Consider the following 17,962-nt stretch of genomic DNA (forward strand, 5'->3'; position numbering starts at 1 on the left):
TTTCAAGGACGGGGTTAATGGTGGACAGCAGACGGTGGAGTGCAGTCTAGCTATCGGCTTTCTTCTGCCGTGGCAGCGGATTGCGCAGAGTCATCGCTGTCGTCGAAAACTGGGGGCTCAGTCTGGCGCAGGATCAGCGTTGTGCGCGGCTGTACCACGATGGAACCTTCGGCTGCGATGAGCTTCTCCTCGTCCGGATAGCCACCGGAATCAGAGGTGTCGACGATGAGCCTCCAACTAGCACCCAGGTCCTTCTTGGGCAGCGTGAACTCGATGTCTTCGTGGTGAGCGTTGAAAATCATGATGAAGGAATCATCCGTAATGCGTTCACCGCGGGCAGTGGTTTCCGTAATCGCGTTACCGTTGAGATAGACCATGAGGGCCTTGCCGAACTCAAAATCCCAGTCCTGCGGGGTCATGAGTTTGCCGGAGGGCACGAGCCAGGCAATATCGCGATCTTTCACCTCAGAGCCAAAGGGGCCACCAGCCAAGAAACGCTGGCGGCGGAACACCGGGTGGTTCTTGCGGATGTTGATCAGGCGCTTGGTAAAGCCGTGCATGGCGACGTTCTTTTCCTGCTCCAACATCGACCAATCGATCCAGGAAATCTCGTTGTCCTGGCAATACACGTTGTTATTGCCGTCTTGGGTGCGGCCCAGCTCATCACCATGGCACAGCATCGGGGTGCCCTGGGATAGCAGGAGGGTAGTGAGGAAATTGCGGACCTGGCGGCGCCGGAGCTTTTTAATCTCTTCGTCGTCAGTCGGCCCTTCCACGCCATGGTTCCACGAGCGGTTGTGGGACTCACCGTCGCGATTGTCTTCACCGTTCTCGGAATTGTGCTTTTCGTTATAGGACACCAAATCACGAAGCGTAAAGCCATCGTGCGCGGTGATGAAGTTGATAGACGCGGTGGGGCGGCGGCCGTTGTTGGCATAGAGATCGGAGGAACCAGTCAGGCGTGAGGCAAACTCACCCATTGTCGCCGGCTCCCCGCGCCAGAAATCACGGACGGTATCGCGGTACTTGCCGTTCCATTCGCTCCAGATGGGCGGGAAGTTGCCAACTTGGTAGCCGTTATGGCCCACGTCCCAGGGCTCGGCGATGAGCTTGACCTTGGAGACCACCGGGTCCTGCTGGACCAAATCGAAGAAAGTGGCGAGCTTATCCACATCATCGAGTTCGCGCGCCAGAGTGGACGCGAGGTCGAACCGGAAGCCATCCACGCGCATCTCCGTCACCCAGTAACGCAGCGAATCCATAATCAGCTGGAGGGAGTGCGGGTGACGGACATTCAGGGAGTTACCGGTACCGGTGTAGTCCATGTAGTGCTCGGGGTTGTCATCAACCAAGCGGTAGTAGGCGTGGTTATCAATGCCGCGGAAGGCGATGGTGGGGCCCATGTGGTTGCCTTCGGCGGTGTGGTTGTAGACCACATCGAGGATGATCTCGATTCCGGCCTCATGGAAGGCACGAACCATGGCCTTGAACTCAGCGACCACCTCGCCAGGCTTCTTGGCGTAGGCATAGTCAGCATGCGGGGCGAAGAACCCGAAGGTGTTATAACCCCAGTAGTTGCGCAGGCCCAGCTGGCGCAGGCGATCATCCTGTAAGAACTGGTGAACCGGCAGCAGCTCGATGGCCGTCACTCCCAAGTCCTTGAAGTAGTTAATGATCGCTGGGTGTGCCATACCGGCGTAGGTACCGCGCAGCTCCTCCGGCACATCCGGGTGCGTCATAGTCATGCCCTTGACGTGGGCTTCGTAGATAATTGTTTCGTTATCCGGGGTGTGCGGGCGGTTGTCGCCGTGCCACTCGAAGAACGGGTTGATGACCACGGAGAGCATGGTGTGGCCCAAGGAGTCATCCTGGTTGCGGCCGCTGCCGGGTTCCTCTGCGAAGATATCGTAGGAGTACAGCGAGGGATCCCCGTCAAAGTCGCCGTCGAAGGCGCGAGCATAAGGATCGACAAGAAGTTTTGAGGGATCGCAGCGCAGACCATTTTCTGGCTCATAAGGGCCGTGGATGCGGTATCCATAGCGCTGCCCGGGGCTGACGTTCGGGAGGTAGGCGTGCCAGACGTGTGCGGTGATCTCAGTTAATTCGATGCGTTCTTCGTTACCGTCCTGGTCGATGAGGCAGAGCTCAACCTTCTCGGCGATTTCGGAAAAGATAGCAAAATTAGTACCGGCTCCATCATAGGTGGAGCCGAGCGGGGAGGGGGAACCAGGCCACACCTGGCGAGATGGCGTTAGGTCAGCACGGGTCTCAGTCATGAGGCTTAGCTTAGTCAATTCTGATGCATGTGATCGCTTCGCAGTGATCTTAAGCCGGCGACCATCAGCTCCGCTGCGCGCACCGAGGTGGCGTCCACCGGCGTGGTCTCGGAAGCTGTAGACGCTGTGCTTGGCGACGTCCCGCCTGGAGTTGCCCCACTGAGCTGTTCGCGGGATTGCTCCATGAAAGTAGCGCCCAGCGTGTAGTGGATCAGAGTGCGGGCGGCGACGGCTCTATCCTCCGGCGAGGCATCGGGTGCCTCCTTCTGCAGTGCCTTGGTGAATAGCTTTTCCACGTCAGCGCTCGCTGAGGACTCAGGGAAGGATGCTCCGGCGATGGCCACTTCAGCTCCATCGCGCCAGCGTTGCAGCTCATTGTGCAGCGAGCTGACCAGCTCCGCCGTGCTTTCCCCGGTGACGGGAGCGAGTATTTCTGCGGTCATGGCGGCGATCAGTGATTGTTTGTTGGCCACGTGCCAGTACAGCGCGCCGGGTGCGACTCTGAGGTTGGTGGCGACTCGGCGCATAGTGACATCAGCAAGGCCGTATTGGGTCAAAAGCTCAAGGGCGGTGGAAACGATAGCGTCGCGAGAAAGGTGCACACGACCAACTCTACGCGGCAAGAGAATACCCTCGTGAGGCTCACAGGAAGCTTCAAGGTGTAGAATATGAATTCTTCAAACAGCGCTTGTTAAGGTTATGTGAGTTGCCCAAGAGCAAACACTGCGTCCCGCGTGGTTTAACCTATCGCTCTCTATGTACATTTAGGAGTTTTCCCTTGTCTTTTCTGACACCTGCCAAGAAGTCCCTCGTTGCTGTTGCACTCGTTGCGCCGCTTTCCTTGGCTGCTTGTGGTTCCGATGATGAGAATGCAGGTGACACTGCGTCCTCTGCGGCAAAGACCACCACGACTACGAAGTCTAAGGAAAAGACGTCTGAGAAGAAGACGGAAGAGAAGACTTCTGAGGAGAAGAAGGAGGGGGAGGACAAGAAGGACGGCGAAGAGAATAAGGACGAAGCTGCCAAGCCGGAGGGGGAGAACCCCGAGGCTGCTAACCAGACTCTGGCCAACCCCTTCGAAGAAGGCGCTGATCCTTTCCAGAACATGCCCAAGGTCGAACCGGTTCAGGGTGAAGCTGCCAGCCAGGAGGATATCGACGGTATTAACACCCTAGTACGCGGTATGTATGAGCAGCAGACCATGCGTTCCTTTGCGAAGTACCTCCCGGAGCACACCTGCGCGGCTATCCGCAACGATCCGAACTCCGGCCTCGATCAGGTTGATTACAACCAGGTTCCGGATGTTCCGATGAACCAGCTCAAGGACATGATGGCGGCAGCGGGCCAGGATACCTCCCAGATGGATGGCTTTGACTGGTCCAAGACCGGTGTTGAGTCCATCAACGATGTTGTGGTTAACGGTGACGATGCTTCCGCGACTGTGAACGTCAACACCAGCCAGGGCATGGATAGCTCCACCATGCGCTTCAAGCGTGAGAACGGTAACTGGACCTTCTGCGGCTAGAGAGTATCGTGCCTGGACTGCGTGCTCCTAGCCTTCGCATACCCCGCGCCATTGGATTCGGCGCGGGGTTGCTCGCGTTAGCACTCCTTGGATTCTCTGCAGCCGGCGCCGCGTGGGGACTGTGGCGTCCAGCTCTCAAGGGGCACCGGGTTGATGATGGCGGCTACGCCTTGAGCAACGTTGCCGACGTGCAATTTGATTCCTATATCACCTTCGTACTGATCACCGGAGTTCTCAGCGCGGCCCTGGGGGCTACTGCCTACGTGCGAGGTGAGTGCTACCGTGGCGTCGGCGTGCTGCTGTGGGTGGCTCTGGCTGCTCTGGCTGGCGGGGCATCCTTTTATGTCTTCGGTGGAGCCACCGCCACTCATATTCCCGAGAATCCCGGAGAGTATGTAGAGTTTGTGCCGAAATTCTCGCCGGGTAGTGCTTGGCTGGTAGGGCCGTTTATGGCCATGTTCGCCTACTGGTCCGCGCTATTCATCGATTCGCCTTGCGATGCTGTGAGCGAGAGGGTTTCGGAAGAAAATGAGGTGCCGGTCGACGGCGTGCTAGGGCCACGCGACGGGGGAGGAGCTCACCGCATCGCGTGAGATGTCATCGATGCCGTGGAGAACGTGCTTGATGCCGCGGCCGAGGGCGGTGATCAATTGGGCGTCGGAAAGCCCGGCGCCCGTCATAACCGCGTAATCGATGCGTACCTGCAACCCATCAATGTTTGAGTGGCAGAAGGCGGAGGCTGAGTGATTGGTCCGGTTCCAGTCATTGCAAATGAGGAAGATTTTGGAGAACTCGCTGCCCGGCAGGTTGGGATCCCAATGGCCTTTGATGATGAGGCTGGGGCCGGAATCGATGGCGAAAGCAAAGAGGACATCATTGATCCAGGCATAGACGGCCTCGTCAGCATCCGCCTGGAAGCGTGTAATTCCGAGGGCCGGCAAGAGTTCCCCGAGCCGAGCGGTGTCGACGTCGGCGACGGGGCCGTCGAGTTCTGTTTCTTCTTCCGGAGCCGTTGGGCGGGGAAGCGTGAGAACGGGGAAGTGATCGGCCAATTCTTCGAGGCAGGCCGCGGCGTTGTGGAGTGCTGGCAGAACCGAAGCGGAAAGCTGGGACGTTGTAGGTTTCTGGTGAACCACGAGGAAGGAATGCCCCCACACCTCTACCGCGGTAGGTGCCGAATAGTTGAGGATGAGGTGCGGCGAGAGGCAGTCATGGTTCCAGTCATTGACGAATTCACTGAGAGCAGGAATGTCGCCGAAACCTAGAACGCCGTGATGGGTGGTGTAGAAACGCAGGATTGGTTCGCCCTCGGTGTCCATGAAAGCGCGGGTTTCCCCAAGCGGTGGGTGAGGGAAGAGGAGCTCGTGTGCGGTGACCCGAATGCAATCGAGGCTTTCGCGGTGTGCAAGGTTTTCGACGCGGGCAAGCAGGTTGGAAGGAGGCTGGCTGTCCAGGCCATCGGCGCCGTTGCTCATCTCGCCGCCTCCCTTCACCGATTCGGGCTCCCGGAATGTGTTACTAGTGGCACATTCTATAACCCCTACCTGCCAGCTCGCTGGCTTTTCGGTCCAGGTATAGTAATGGGAAGGTATAGAAACCGCTGCATATTATAAAAGGGGTCTGAGCATGCTACGAACCATCGACCTGCGTGGAGAGGAACTCACCACCTCCCGGCTGCGCCGAGTCCTGCCGCGAGGGGGAACGGACGTGTCCTCAGTGATGGGCACCGTCATCCCCATGGTGGAGAAAGTCCGCGAGGGTGGTGCGGCGGCGGCCCTCGATTTCGGCGAAAAATTCGACGGAGTCCGCCCCGCCGCAGTGCGAGTACCTAAGGAGGAGATGAAGAAGGCTGCCGAGGACCTGGACCCGAGTGTGCGAGCAGCCATCGAAGAATCTATCGCGCGCGTGCGCGCCGTTCACGCTGATCAGAAGCCGGCTTCGCACACGACGACACTGGCACCAGGCGCGACGGTCACCGAGGTCTTCCAGCCCATCGAGCGAGTAGGGCTCTACGTCCCGGGCGGCAAGGCGGTGTATCCGTCTTCCGTCATTATGAATGCCGTCCCCGCCCAAGAAGCGGGCGCTGCGGCGATGGTCGTGGCTTCTCCGCCGCAGAAGGAATTCGGTGGGCTGCCACACCCGACAGTGCTGGCCACGTGCCACATGCTGGGCGTGGATGATGTCTGGGCCGTCGGCGGCGGGCAAGCCATCGCGCTTCTGGCCTACGGCGATGATGAACCCGCCACGGGTGAAGAAGCTCTGGAGCCTGTCGATATCATCACCGGCCCCGGCAACGTCTTTGTTGCTGCCGCTAAGCGCGCGGTGCAGGGAGTGGTGGGAATTGATGCAGAAGCTGGTCCTACCGAGATCGCCATCCTGGCCGATGAGACCGCTAACCCCGTCTACGTGGCCTATGACCTCATTTCCCAGGCGGAGCACGATCCCATGGCTGCCTCCGTGCTCATCACCGATTCTGAGGACTTTGCCGCTGCGGTGAATGCGGAGGTAGCTCAGCGCTATACCGCCACCGCCAACGCCGAGCGCGCAGCTGAGGCATTGCGCGGAGAACAGTCCGGCATCGTCCTGGTCAACGACCTCGAGACAGGTATCGCTGTCGCGGACGCCTATGCCGCTGAGCACTTGGAGGTACACACAAAGAATGCCCGGGCAGTTGCGGAGCGTATCCGCCACGCCGGCGCGATCTTCGTTGGTGAATACTCGCCCGTACCGCTCGGAGATTATTCCGCCGGTTCCAACCACGTTTTGCCTACCTCAGGAACCGCGCGGTTTAGCGCCGGGCTGTCGACGCACACCTTCCTACGGCCGGTCAACCTCATCGAGTACGACCGCGCGGCACTCGGCGAGGTAGCTCAGAATGTCATTGCCTTCGCCACTGCAGAAGACTTGCCCGCCCATGGTGAAGCAATTGCGGCACGATTCGCTGATGACACCGATACCCAGAAAGAAGAGGCTTAAGCAATGGCTGAGTTGAAGGATCTTCCCCTTCGCGAAGAATTGCGCGGCTCCAGCGCCTATGGAGCCCCGCAGCTGACGGTGACCAACCAGCTCAACACCAACGAGAACCCCTATCCGCCCTCGGGGGCGCTGGTGAAGGACATGGTGGCGGCCGTCGAGAAGCACGCGCGTCAGCTCAACCGTTACCCAGAGCGCGATGCCGTGGAGCTGCGCACGGCACTGGCGGAGTACGTCAGTGAGCAGACCGGGGTGGCTGTCAGCGTGGAGAACGTCTGGGCAGCTAACGGCTCCAATGAGGTTCTGCAGCAGCTGCTGCAGGCCTTTGGCGGGCCGGGGCGTAGTGCGCTGGGATTTACACCGAGCTATTCGATGCACCCCATTCTATGCGCGGGCACCCAAACCGAATTCATCTCCTGCCCACGCGATGCGGATTTCCGTATTGATGAGGAGGAGGCGTTGGAGGCCGTCGCCAAGCACCGCCCCGACGTCGTTTTCATCACAACACCGAACAATCCCACCGGTGATGTCACCCCGATTGATGTGGTGGAGAAGATCGTGCAGGCCGCGCCTGGCATCGTCATCGTGGACGAGGCCTATATGGAATTCTCGCCTTCGCCTTCTGCGACCACGCTGCTGGAGAAATATCCGACCAAGCTCGTGGTCTCGCGCACGATGTCCAAGGCCTTCGACTTCGCTGGCGGACGTTTGGGCTACTTCGTGGCAGATCCGGCGTTCGTGGAAGCCGTCATGCTCGTTCGTTTGCCCTATCACCTGTCGGTTCTCTCCCAGATCGCGGCCACCGTTGCCCTTGCGCATAAGGAAGAGACCTTGGGAACTGTGGCCAAACTATCGGCGGAGCGGGACCGGGTTGTCGCACGGCTTAAGGAGCTCGGATACTACGTCGTACCCAGCGAATCCAACTTCGTCTCCTTCGGACGCTTTGCCGATCAGCACGCGGTGTGGCAAGGATTCCTGGACCGCGATGTCCTGATTCGTGATAACGGTGTACCGGGTCTCTTGCGCGCCACGATTGGTCTGCCTGAAGAGAATGATGCCTTCCTTTCGGCCGCGGCGGACTTGGCAGATACAGTAGAGATGACTAACTAAAAACGATGATGAAATGAGCCCACATTGTGGGCTCATGACTTGAAGAAGGAGCGTGGGGCAATGAGTGCTGGCGACGCTGTACGTCACAACCATGGCGACCGCATTGGCCGCGCAGAGCGCGTCACCGGGGAGACAAAGATCTCTGTAGAAATAAACCTCGATGGCACCGGCCAGTCGGATATTTCGACGGGGCTGCCGTTCTTTGACCACATGCTTAACGCTGTGTGCACCCACGGCTCCTTCGATCTTCGCGTTCACGCTGAGGGCGATATTGACATCGATGCTCACCACACGGTCGAAGACACCGCTATCGTGCTGGGCCGTGCCTTTCTGGAGGCGGTGGGGGATAAGTCCGGGATCCGCCGTTTCGGCTCCCAGCTCCTCCCCATGGATGAAACGCTGGTGGAGGCCGTCGTCGATATCTCAGGGCGTCCCTACTTCGTGATGAATGGCGAGCCGGAGAACATGGAGTGGCAGATTATCGGTGGGCATTACGCCACGGTTATCAACCGACACTTCTTTGAAACCTTTGCCACGCACTCGGCGACGACCTTGCACGTCAACGTGCGTTACGGCCGCGATCCGCATCACATCACGGAGGCCGAGTACAAGGCAGTGGCCCGTGCTCTGCGCCAGGCTACTGAGCGGGATCCGCGCGTGAACGGAGTTCCTTCGACGAAGGGAGCGCTCTAAGACTTATGAATGTAATGGTTCTCGTTCTCTTTCTGGTCGCCGGGTTGCTCGTCGGTGGTGCGTGGGCGGCATACCAGAACGGGTCGGTGCTGATGACTGTGGTCGCGGGTGCGCTCGCGGCGATCTCCGTGACTGCCGCCTTGGTCTGGTTCCTTGACATCTTCTCAGCAGGATTGGCGGCGAAGTGATAGAAAAGACCCCTCAGAGCGTATGGAAGGTTGCTGGCTTTAAGGAAACCATGATCGCGGTGGTTTCCGCTTTTGGTGCTTGGTCGGTCTTGCTGCCTGTGGTGCCGCTGGCCGTGCTGGATGCCGGCGGTTCCGCGACATTGGCTGGTGCCACGACCGGCGTGTTCATGCTGGCCACAGTGCTTACCCAAATGGCAACACCGATGCTGCTGCGCATCTTTGGCTACCGCCCAATTATGGCGGCCGCGGCGTTGTTGCTGGGGCTGCCGGCGTTGGGGCACATGCTGGGCGATGCAGCCCCGATCGCCCTAGGCTTTTCCGCTCTGCGCGGTATAGGCTTCGGTGCGCTCACAGTGGCGGAGAACGCACTCATCGCGGAAATCACGCCACGGCGCCTGCTGGGTAAGGCCACGGGAATTTTCGGCCTATTCATCGGTGCAGCCCAAATGGCCTTCTTGCCCGTGGGCCTCGCGGTGGCTTCAGCCTTTAACTACAACACGGTGTATCTTCTGGCTGCTGGTCTTGGCTTACTAGGATTCTTCACGTGCATTCTGGTGCCGCAAATCAAAGCCGCTCCAGTGGGGTCGCCGGACCCCTCAGACACCACCCCGCGCGCCCCGATGTGGAAGCTCGTGCTCGTCCCAGCACTGGCGCTGATGAGTTTTTCCGTGAGCTATGGCGTGGCATCTAACTTCATTTCTCCGGCGGTGCGTGAGTTGGATCCTGAGCGCGGCGCTGTCTTGGGCGGCCTCATGCTATCGGTGATTGGTGGTTCGGCCATGATCGCGCGCTATGTGGCCGGTGTGGTGGCGGACCGAGTAGGCCAGCCAGGCACGCTGATGATTCCCGCTCAGGCTTTTTCAGTCTTAGGCGTGGGGCTTATCGCCGCCGTGCTGTGGCAAGAATGGTCAGTATGGCTGCTTGTGTTTGGCACGGTCATCTACGGTGCGGGGTTCGGCATCGTGCAAAATGAGGCGCTGTTGTCGATGTTCGACCGTCTCCCGCGCGAGCGCCTCTCGGAGGGCTCTGCGGTGTGGAATATTTTCTATGACGGCGGCACGGGCCTTGGCTCGACGGTGCTCGGCGCCGTCGTGGCTATGTCTGGTTATTATGGCGCGTTCGCCGCTGGCGCCGCCATCATCGCGGTGGGCCTGCTCATGTCTGCGGCTGACCTCGCCTTGGGCAAGACCCGCGTGAGCGAGCTGAATGACATCCAAACCCGCCTGCGCATGATTAGAAGGCCGAGGAGACCCGGAAAGGAAGCACGATGAGCTCACACGACGTAGTAGTCCTGGATTATGGCGCTGGCAATGTCCGGTCGGCAGTGCGCGCGCTGGAGAGGGTCGGTGCCACCGTCGCGGTGACCGCGGACCCGAAACAGGCGGTAGAGGCCGATGGCCTTTTGGTCCCCGGAGTGGGGGCGTTCGCTGCCTGCATGGAGGGCCTGCGCGCCGCACAGGGGCCGCGAATCATTGGTCAGCGATTGGCTGGTGGTCGCCCCGTTTTGGGGATTTGCGTAGGCATGCAGATTCTTTTTGAGTCAGGCACTGAACACGGCGTGCACACCGAAGGTTGCGGCGAGTGGCCCGGGGAGGTTACCCGTTTGCAGGCTCCCGTCCTCCCGCACATGGGATGGAACACCGTGGAGATTCCTAGCGGAAGCCGCATGTTTGAAGGCGTGAGCCCGGAGGATCGCTTTTACTTCGTGCATTCCTATGCCGCACGGAGCTGGGAGCTGGAGACCGAGATTACAGAGCCGCCGAAGGTGGCGTGGTCGGAGTATGGCGGTGACCGTTTTGTCGCTGCGGTAGACAATGGCGCATTGTGGGCCACCCAATTTCACCCGGAGAAATCTGGTGACGTTGGTTCGCAGCTGCTGAAGAACTGGATAGGAACGCTTTAAAGAGTCCGCGTGAAAGGTAGACTACCCACCATGAGTTTTACACTGTTGCCCGCGGTTGATGTCGTTGATGGTCAGGCAGTTCGCCTTGATCAAGGAGAGGCCGGAACCGAGAAATCCTATGGCTCGCCGCGTGAGGCTGCCCTGAAGTGGCAGGCTCAGGGTGCGCAGTGGCTGCATGCAGTCGATTTGGACGCGGCTTTCGGCCGCGGATCCAACCATGAACTGCTCGCCGAAATCACCACAAGCGTGGACCTGAACGTGGAGCTGACCGGCGGGATTCGAGATGATGAATCTCTGGCCCGGGCTCTCGCCACCGGTGCGCGCCGCGTCAATATTGGTACCGCGGCTTTGGAGAACCCTGACTGGATTGCCAAGGCTCTGGCAGAACACGGTGACCGCATCGCAGTGGACTTGGCGGTCCGCCTGGTGGATGGCGAGTGGCGTACGCGAGGTAACGGCTGGGTATCTGATGGCGGCGACCTCTGGGAGGTCCTCGAACGCCTCGATGCGGCTGGTTGTACTCGCTTCGTAGTAACGGACGTGTCCAAGGACGGTACGCTGCAGGGCCCCAACATTGAGTTGTTGCGTGAGGTCGCGGCCGCCACAGAAGCCAAGGTCACTGCTTCCGGAGGAATTTCCACCCTGGATGATCTGCGTGAATTGGCCCTCTACGAAAATGAGGGAATTGATTCCGCCATCATCGGTAAGGCTCTCTATGAGGAGCGCTTCACGCTGGAGGAAGCTCTCGCTGCCGTTGCAGAGGTTACCCCGCTGCCGGGAGAGGAATACATCGACCCGATCGAGGAGAGGTAGGCCGATGGCCCCGATGACAGGAACTTCGGAGTCGGACCCACGCGAGCTTGTTGCCTTTGCGGAGGCAGCGGTGGATCACGTTGATGATCTCTTCCGCAGTGGCCTCGGCGCAGCGCCCGCGCGTTTCAAGGGCGAGGGAGACTTTGCCACCGAGGTAGATCTGGTCATTGAGCAGCAGTTGCGTCAAACGCTGAGTCAGCTCACCGGAATCCCGGTGCTCGGCGAGGAATACGGGGGAGACCTCCAAGAGACGATCTGGGTCGTGGACCCAGTGGACGGAACCGCGAACTATTCCGCGGGAAATCCGTGCTGCGGAATTCTTGTCACGCTTTTGCACGAAGCGAAGCCCGTCGTCGCAGTCGCAGATTTTCCTTTGCTAAACCGTCGCGTCGTCGCGGCACAAGGCATGCCACTGCGCACCAGCGGCGGCCCCTCGACCGGTCTCGGGGGCGGCGAGGAGGCTCAGGGCTTCGACGAGGCCCGCGGTCATGTGGGCTGTTCCTCACACCTGCCAACCGATTTGTTCAAGGACCTCCGAGAGACCGGGTTGCGTCCCCGCATGACTGGGTCGGTGGGGCTGGACAATGCCTTCGTGGCCCAAGGCGTGTTTGATGGGGCGGTGAATTTCTCGCCGCACCCATGGGATAACGCGGCGGGTGCGCTCATGATCAAGGCCGCCGGTGGCCGCGTGAGTGATCCAGAAGGAAATGAGTGGACCGCCAACTCGAAGGGCTTTGTGGGAGGAACCCCGCAGGTTCATGCCACAATTCTGGATGCCATCGCCCGAAATCCTCGTGGGGAGCGCTAGGCTCCGGCACTAAACCCCAGCGTGGGAATTGGGCGCTGAAGCCGGACGTAGTTTTTAGTATTCGGCAGTTTCCATACGGACTGCCTCTCATCTGACCTTTAGTTTTAGGAGGATGGTCACCATGGCACTTGCCGTGCGCGTGATCCCGTGTCTTGACGTTGATAATGGCCGTGTGGTCAAAGGCGTGAACTTCGAAAACCTGCGTGATGCCGGTGACCCGGTGGAGTTGGCTGCCCGCTATGGCCACATGGGCGCTGATGAGCTGACCTTCCTCGACGTCTCCGCATCAAAGGATGGCCGCGGCACCATGCTTGATGTGGTGCGCCGTACGGCCGATCAAGTCTTTATCCCGTTGACCGTTGGCGGTGGAGTCAGGTCGGTGGACGATGTCCGCGAGCTTCTTCGTGCCGGCGCGGATAAGGTCTCTGTAAACTCCTCTGCCATCGCGCGCCCGGAGTTGCTGCGCGAACTGGCGGATGTCTTTGGTTCCCAGTGCATTGTGCTTTCGGTGGATGCTCGCCGCGCGAAAGATTTTCCCAGCGGCTTTGAGGTCACCACACATGGTGGAACGCGCTCGGCAGGCCTCGACGCCGTGGAGTGGGCCAAGCGCGGTGAGGAACTAGGGGTTGGTGAGATTCTGCTGAACTCCATGGATGGAGACGGCACCAAGGCGGGCTTCGACATCGAATTGATCGAGGCGGTGCGTGCGGCGGTGTCCGTGCCGATCATCGCCTCCGGCGGAGCGGGTAGGGCCGAGCATTTTCCACCGGCTGTTGATGCCGGGGCAGATGCCGTGCTCGCGGCCAGCATCTTCCACTTCCGCGAGGTAGAGATCTCTGAGGTTAAAGAGGCACTTGCGGCAGCAGGGAAGGAGGTCCGCCAGTGAAGGTACACAATGAAAGCAGCGGGCACAGAAGCACCGATTCGGAGGCCGTAGGGGACTACGAGCTGAGTGAAGAGATTGCTCAGCAGCTTAAGCGCAACGAAGCGGGTTTGGTTCCGGCCATTGTGCAATCGGAGCGCGGAGAAGTGCTCATGCTGGCATGGATGGATGATCATGCCTTGGCCTATACGTTGGCGACGCGTCGTGGGACCTACTATTCACGCTCGCGCCGTGAGTATTGGATTAAGGGTCTGACGTCCGGCAATACCCAAGAGGTGGTGGGTGCGCGCTTAGATTGCGATGGAGACACCGTCTTACTGACCGTTCGTCAGCACGGCGGCGCGTGCCATACCGGGGACCGGACGTGCTTCGATGCACGCGATCTCTTCGGAGAGGAGAACAATGGCTAAGCGCACTGAAGCAAAGCGCACTGAAGCAAAGTGCACTGAAGCAAAGCACAGTGGAGCTAAACGCATCGGACCCGTGCTGATGTTCGTCGGCGCCATCCTGTTGTGGCTGTCTTCCCGCATGACGTGGGTGACGGCGGCGGTCGAAGACGATAAGGCCGGTTCGAGTGTTGTGGAATTATCTGGTTCCTTGTGGTCCCTCGAGCTCATTGCACTCAGCGTCGTGGTTCTCGCTGGCGGTGTGGCAGCCTTTGCGCTGCGGCGCACGGGCCGTCGAATTGTCTCTGTCCTCACCGCACTCGCCGCGGCGGCTGCCGGATGGCGCCCGGTTGCGCTGTTGACTGCCGGCCCCGAGGCGGAGCGTGCTCAAGAGCTGCTGCAGGGAGGAACGAACGATACCTCCGTGGATTCCGCAACCATTTCGGATTGGGCCACTGTCCTCACCGCTGATGCGTCGACCGTTGGCCCTGTGCTTGCTATCGCCGGTGCGGCGCTTGCCCTCTTCGGCGCGGTCATGGTGGCGAGCAATCCGGGGGCCGATAAGCCCCGCTCCGCCAAATATGAAACCCCGGCGGTACGCCAGGAACGCCTGCAGGAAGATCTCGAAACCTCCCAGGACTCCGGCCGTGTGATGTGGGATGCCCTCGATGCCGATATTGACCCCACCGATCCCCGGTCGACCTAGGTATGGCAGCGGCGTGAGCCGTGGCTGCATGTCCCGCTTCATGTAGTGGTCCTAGCACGGAATCGGGTGCCCCGGATTTCTTGTTAGAGGCAAGGGCGCGCTAGCCTAAGTGTGATCTCAAACGCCCCTGTTTCTTTCTTTGAGTTTCCTTCGGGGAAGGGAGGTGCTCCATGCCTACCCCGATTGCCGTCGATCACCTTGTGGCCGGCGTACTAGCTGATGTAGCCGCACGGGAGGCGCGCGTCCCCTTCAAGGAAGTTAAAGCGCGGTCTCGAGACATGGACGCACCGCGCGATACCGCACAGGCCCTATTGCGTTCGGGGTGTTCTATCATCACCGAAATCAAGCGCGCCGTGCCTTATGGTGGAGAGATCGTCCACCTAGACGGACCGCACTCCGTCGCGGCCCTGGCACGAAAGCTGGAGGAAGCAGGCGTGCACGTCATGGCCTGCCAGACAGACAGGCGCCGCTTTCATGGCTCCCTGGAGGACATGCGTGTTGCCCGCGCTGCAATCGACATTCCTATGCTGTGCCGCGACACCATTGTTGATCCTTATCAGATTCATGAAGCGCGCTGTTATGGGGCGGATGCGATTCCTTTGCAGGTGGAGTTGCTTGATCAGGCTCGCCTCGAGTCGCTCCTCGACCGCGTGGAGTCCCTTGGAATGACAGCCATCCTGGAAGTGCGCACGTGCGCTGAGGTGGATCGCGTTATCAAAGCAGGGGGTACTGTCGTGGCCATCAATGCGTGGTCTTTGGCCTCCGATGCACTTAATCGGGAGGCCTTTTCTACTATTTCACCGGGTCTTCCTGAGAGCATCACACGTATTGCGGTGGGCGGCGTTAATAGTCCGCGTAACGTGTTGTCCTATGCCTCGCAGGGAGCCGATGCCATCCTCGTCGGTGAGTCCATTATGGCGGCCCAGGACCCGATGGCTTTGGCCCGCTCCTTAGTGGCCGCCGGCCAGCATCCGGCGTGCCCTTCGCGCAGAAGCTAAGCGCGTTGTAGTGGCCGTCTTTTTCAGGCACACTATTTCCCGTGCAGATTTACTACCTCGCCAACATTCCCTCTCCGCCACAAGGCGTGTGGCATCTCGGACCAGTCCCTATTCGTGCGTATGCCATGTGCATTATCGCCGGCATCCTCGTTGCGCTGTGGATGACTCTGCGCCGCTATACCGCCCGGGGTGGAAACCCGGATGTGGTCTGGGATGCTGCCTTGGTAGTGATCCCAGCCGGCATCATTGGCGGCCGCCTCTATCACGTGATTACGGATAATGATAAGTACTTCTGCTCCACGTGTGATCCTCTCGACGCGCTGAAAATCACCAACGGTGGACTAGGTATTTGGGGAGCGGTGGCCTTGGGCGCGGTCGCGGTGTGGCTCATGTTCAAAGTCAAGGGCATCCCTGTGGGGCCGTTTGCGGATGCCGTCGCGCCTGGACTCATATTGGCGCAGGCTATTGGCCGCCTAGGCAATTGGTTCAACCAGGAACTCTATGGTCGTGAGACCACCGTCCCGTGGGCTCTCGACATTTATTATCGTGTGAATGAAAGCGGTGAATACGCGCCGATCAGTGGGCGCTCGACCGGGGAAGTAATCGCCTCGGTGCATCCGACATTTCTCTATGAGCTGCTGTGGAACGTGGCGGTGTGCGTGTTCCTGCTGTGGGCCCACAAGGCATTCAAGCTCGGCCATGGTCGTGTGTTTGCGCTGTACGTCGCCGGATACACAGCGGGGCGCTTCGTTGTAGAAAACATGCGTGCTGACGATGCCACGCTCATCTTTGGTCTGCGTGTCAACGTCATCGTGTCAGTGGTCTGCTTTGTTGTAGCGCTCATCGTGTACTTCCGGCTGCCGCGCGGCCAGGAAACACCAGAAGAGGTGGACCCGGCCCGTGCCGCCGACGTCGGTGACAGTGCAGGAGTCGCTGACTCACAAAGGTGACAGTCGCAGCGCCTAGCGACAGATTCACGCGCTGAGGCTTCGGGAAGTAGCCGGGATCACACAATGTTTTAAGACGCCTTGACCGAGAGTCTCGAGTTTCGGGAGCATGGACACAAAATGCCCAGATGTGCCCGGTTATTCCCGGTTGTTGCCGAATCGGAAGGGGCTGCAACAGCCACCGGGGAAGCCTGATTCGAGGGTCAAAACATGGTGTGAGCTTCATTCGTGGTGGCCGAGACCAGCAAAGCGGGGTAGTTTGGGAACCGTTAGAAACTCCCGATGTGAATAAGGCACTCCATGTTGGATAGAAGAACCAAAATTGTTTGTACGTTGGGTCCTGCTGTAGCAAGCAAGGAAGGAATCCTTGGCCTCGTTGAAGCAGGCATGAACGTGGCGCGTCTAAACATGTCCCACGGCGAGCATGCGGACCACGAGGCGAACTACCGCTGGGTCCGTGAGGCTACCGATGAGACCGGCCAGGCAGTCGGCGTCCTGGCGGACCTCCAGGGACCGAAGATTCGTCTGGGTCGCTTCGTCAACGGTGAAGAGATGTGGAAGGACGGCGAAATCGTCCGCATCACCGTTGATGACGTAGAAGGTACGCACGACCGCGTGTCCACCACCTACAAGAACCTGGCGCAGGACGCGAAGCCGGGTGACCGCCTGCTGATCGACGACGGTAAGGTCGCCGTCGTCTGCAAGGAAGTCGACGGCAATGACGTTGTTTGTGAGGTCACCGAGGGCGGACCGGTCTCCAATAACAAGGGCGTGTCCCTCCCAGGCATGGACATTTCTGTGCCGGCGCTGTCGGAGAAGGACATTGCTGACCTTCGCTTCGCATTGAAGCTCGGCGTGGACATGATCGCTCTGTCCTTTGTTCGTTCCCCAGCCGATGTGGACAAGGTCCACGAAATCATGGATGAGGAAGGCCGCCGCGTTCCGGTTATTGCGAAGCTCGAGAAGCCGGAGGCGGTCGATGCCCTTGAATCCATCGTCTTGGCTTTCGATGCCATCATGATTGCGCGCGGTGACCTTGGCGTCGAGGTCCCGCTGGAGCAGGTTCCGCTGTTCCAGAAGCGCGCTATCCAGATCGCGCGTGAGAATGCCAAGCCGGTGATCGTGGCAACGCAGATGCTCGATTCCATGATCTCCAACCTGCGCCCGACTCGCGCGGAGGCCTCCGACGTGGCTAACGCAGTGCTCGATGGTGCTGATGCCGTCATGCTCTCCGGTGAGACCTCCGTCGGCATCGACCCGCACAATGTTGTGCGCACGATGTCCCGCATCGTGACGAATGCTGAGCAAGGCGGCCAGGTTCCTCCGCTGTCGCACGTTCCGCGCACCAAGCGCGGTGTTGTGTCCTACTCCGCACGCGATATTGCTGAGCGCCTGAATGCGAAGGCCATCGTCGCCTTCACCACCTCCGGTGATACCGCGAAGCGCGTGGCTCGTTTGCACTCCGCGCTGCCGCTCCTTGCCTTCACCCCGTACCCGGCGGTGCGCTCGCAGCTGGCGTTGACCTGGGGTGCAGAGACCTTCTTGAGTGACTCGGTCGAGTCCACCGATGACATGATGGCCGCCATTGATGAGGCTCTGCTGGGAATGGATAAGTACAAGGAAGGCGACATGATCGTCGTCATCGCCGGTACCCCTCCTGGAATCTCTGGTAACACCAATATGATTCAGGTCCACGAGCTGGGCCAGACTCTGCGCGATAAGTAAAACCGTCGCAGACAAACAACGCCGCCTC

19 protein-coding genes are annotated in these 17,962 nt (G+C 59.8%); 16 read left to right on the plus strand and 3 right to left on the minus strand.

What is annotated here, in order from left to right; all coding sequences use genetic code 11:
* Positions 1–50: 50 nt before the first annotated feature.
* Together glgX and HMPREF3147_RS05175 are read right to left on the minus strand one after the other, a co-directional pair.
* Positions 51–2,276, minus strand: coding sequence for a glycogen debranching protein GlgX (gene glgX, locus HMPREF3147_RS05170; protein WP_070445389.1), 2,226 nt, complete (start codon positions 2,274–2,276; stop codon positions 51–53).
* A 14-nt stretch (positions 2,277–2,290) separates the two neighbouring features.
* On the minus strand, positions 2,291–2,878 hold the full coding sequence (locus tag HMPREF3147_RS05175) for a TetR family transcriptional regulator (protein ID WP_070445392.1): 588 nt from the start codon (positions 2,876–2,878) through the stop codon (positions 2,291–2,293).
* Positions 2,879–3,054: 176 nt separating this feature from the next.
* On the opposite strand from HMPREF3147_RS05175, the gene HMPREF3147_RS05180 reads away from it, so the two are divergent.
* Together HMPREF3147_RS05180 and HMPREF3147_RS05185 are read left to right on the plus strand one after the other, a co-directional pair.
* A complete protein-coding gene (locus tag HMPREF3147_RS05180; protein WP_070445396.1) occupies positions 3,055–3,801 on the plus strand; it encodes a hypothetical protein in 747 nt (248 codons plus the stop codon).
* Positions 3,802–3,809: 8 nt separating this feature from the next.
* Entirely contained in the window at positions 3,810–4,394 is a 585-nt protein-coding gene (locus HMPREF3147_RS05185) for a hypothetical protein (protein ID WP_246815730.1), read from the plus strand.
* Here the strand turns inward: HMPREF3147_RS05185 and HMPREF3147_RS05190 are convergent.
* Complete coding sequence (locus HMPREF3147_RS05190) at positions 4,353–5,276, minus strand: YbjN domain-containing protein (RefSeq protein ID WP_070445399.1); 924 nt, start codon at positions 5,274–5,276, stop codon at positions 4,353–4,355. The two genes, HMPREF3147_RS05185 and HMPREF3147_RS05190, sit on opposite strands and share 42 nt — an antisense overlap.
* A 151-nt stretch (positions 5,277–5,427) precedes the next feature.
* Between HMPREF3147_RS05190 and hisD the strand changes: the two genes are divergently transcribed.
* The 14 genes from hisD to pyk all read left to right on the plus strand — a co-directional run bounded on the left by hisD (position 5,428) and on the right by pyk (position 17,934).
* Entirely contained in the window at positions 5,428–6,777 is a 1,350-nt protein-coding gene (hisD, locus tag HMPREF3147_RS05195; protein ID WP_070445402.1) for a histidinol dehydrogenase, read from the plus strand.
* Between the two features lie 3 nt (positions 6,778–6,780).
* Positions 6,781–7,884 carry a histidinol-phosphate transaminase gene (locus tag HMPREF3147_RS05200; protein WP_070445405.1) on the plus strand — a complete coding sequence of 368 codons (1,104 nt, stop codon included), beginning with the start codon at positions 6,781–6,783 and terminating at the stop codon, positions 7,882–7,884.
* Positions 7,885–7,944: 60 nt separating this feature from the next.
* The gene (hisB, locus tag HMPREF3147_RS05205; protein ID WP_070445409.1) at positions 7,945–8,577 is read left to right on the plus strand and encodes an imidazoleglycerol-phosphate dehydratase HisB; all 633 of its coding nucleotides are present in this window, start codon (positions 7,945–7,947) and stop codon (positions 8,575–8,577) included.
* A gap of 5 nt (positions 8,578–8,582) precedes the next feature.
* On the plus strand, positions 8,583–8,765 hold the full coding sequence (locus HMPREF3147_RS05210) for a hypothetical protein (RefSeq protein WP_070445412.1): 183 nt from the start codon (positions 8,583–8,585) through the stop codon (positions 8,763–8,765).
* 50 nt (positions 8,766–8,815) lie between these two features.
* Positions 8,816–10,036 carry an MFS transporter gene (locus HMPREF3147_RS05215; RefSeq protein WP_070445416.1) on the plus strand — a complete coding sequence of 407 codons (1,221 nt, stop codon included), beginning with the start codon at positions 8,816–8,818 and terminating at the stop codon, positions 10,034–10,036.
* A complete protein-coding gene (gene hisH, locus HMPREF3147_RS05220) occupies positions 10,033–10,668 on the plus strand; it encodes an imidazole glycerol phosphate synthase subunit HisH (RefSeq protein WP_070445419.1) in 636 nt (211 codons plus the stop codon). The genes HMPREF3147_RS05215 and hisH overlap by 4 nt, the downstream gene beginning before the upstream one ends.
* A 30-nt stretch (positions 10,669–10,698) precedes the next feature.
* The gene (gene priA, locus HMPREF3147_RS05225) at positions 10,699–11,481 is read left to right on the plus strand and encodes a bifunctional 1-(5-phosphoribosyl)-5-((5-phosphoribosylamino)methylideneamino)imidazole-4-carboxamide isomerase/phosphoribosylanthranilate isomerase PriA (RefSeq protein ID WP_070445422.1); all 783 of its coding nucleotides are present in this window, start codon (positions 10,699–10,701) and stop codon (positions 11,479–11,481) included.
* 4 nt (positions 11,482–11,485) lie between these two features.
* Positions 11,486–12,289 (plus strand): inositol monophosphatase family protein, encoded by an 804-nt coding sequence (locus tag HMPREF3147_RS05230; protein WP_070445425.1) that lies wholly within the window; start codon positions 11,486–11,488, stop codon positions 12,287–12,289.
* Positions 12,290–12,410: 121 nt separating this feature from the next.
* The gene (gene hisF / locus HMPREF3147_RS05235) at positions 12,411–13,175 is read left to right on the plus strand and encodes an imidazole glycerol phosphate synthase subunit HisF (protein ID WP_070445717.1); all 765 of its coding nucleotides are present in this window, start codon (positions 12,411–12,413) and stop codon (positions 13,173–13,175) included.
* Positions 13,172–13,582 (plus strand): phosphoribosyl-AMP cyclohydrolase, encoded by a 411-nt coding sequence (gene hisI / locus HMPREF3147_RS05240; protein WP_070445428.1) that lies wholly within the window; start codon positions 13,172–13,174, stop codon positions 13,580–13,582. The genes hisF and hisI overlap by 4 nt, the downstream gene beginning before the upstream one ends.
* Before the next feature lie 79 nt (positions 13,583–13,661).
* Entirely contained in the window at positions 13,662–14,264 is a 603-nt protein-coding gene (locus tag HMPREF3147_RS05245; RefSeq protein ID WP_070445720.1) for a TIGR02234 family membrane protein, read from the plus strand.
* A 170-nt stretch (positions 14,265–14,434) separates the two neighbouring features.
* A complete protein-coding gene (locus HMPREF3147_RS05250) occupies positions 14,435–15,262 on the plus strand; it encodes an indole-3-glycerol phosphate synthase TrpC (RefSeq protein ID WP_070445431.1) in 828 nt (275 codons plus the stop codon).
* Between the two features lie 41 nt (positions 15,263–15,303).
* Positions 15,304–16,212: a prolipoprotein diacylglyceryl transferase gene (gene lgt, locus HMPREF3147_RS05255; protein WP_070445434.1), complete on the plus strand. Its 909-nt coding sequence runs from the start codon at positions 15,304–15,306 to the stop codon at positions 16,210–16,212.
* Between the two features lie 300 nt (positions 16,213–16,512).
* Entirely contained in the window at positions 16,513–17,934 is a 1,422-nt protein-coding gene (pyk, locus tag HMPREF3147_RS05260; protein ID WP_070445728.1) for a pyruvate kinase, read from the plus strand.
* The last annotated feature ends 28 nt before the right edge of the window (positions 17,935–17,962 follow it).

The organism is Corynebacterium sp. HMSC05D03, assembly GCF_001807205.1.
Classification (GTDB): domain Bacteria; phylum Actinomycetota; class Actinomycetes; order Mycobacteriales; family Mycobacteriaceae; genus Corynebacterium; species Corynebacterium aurimucosum.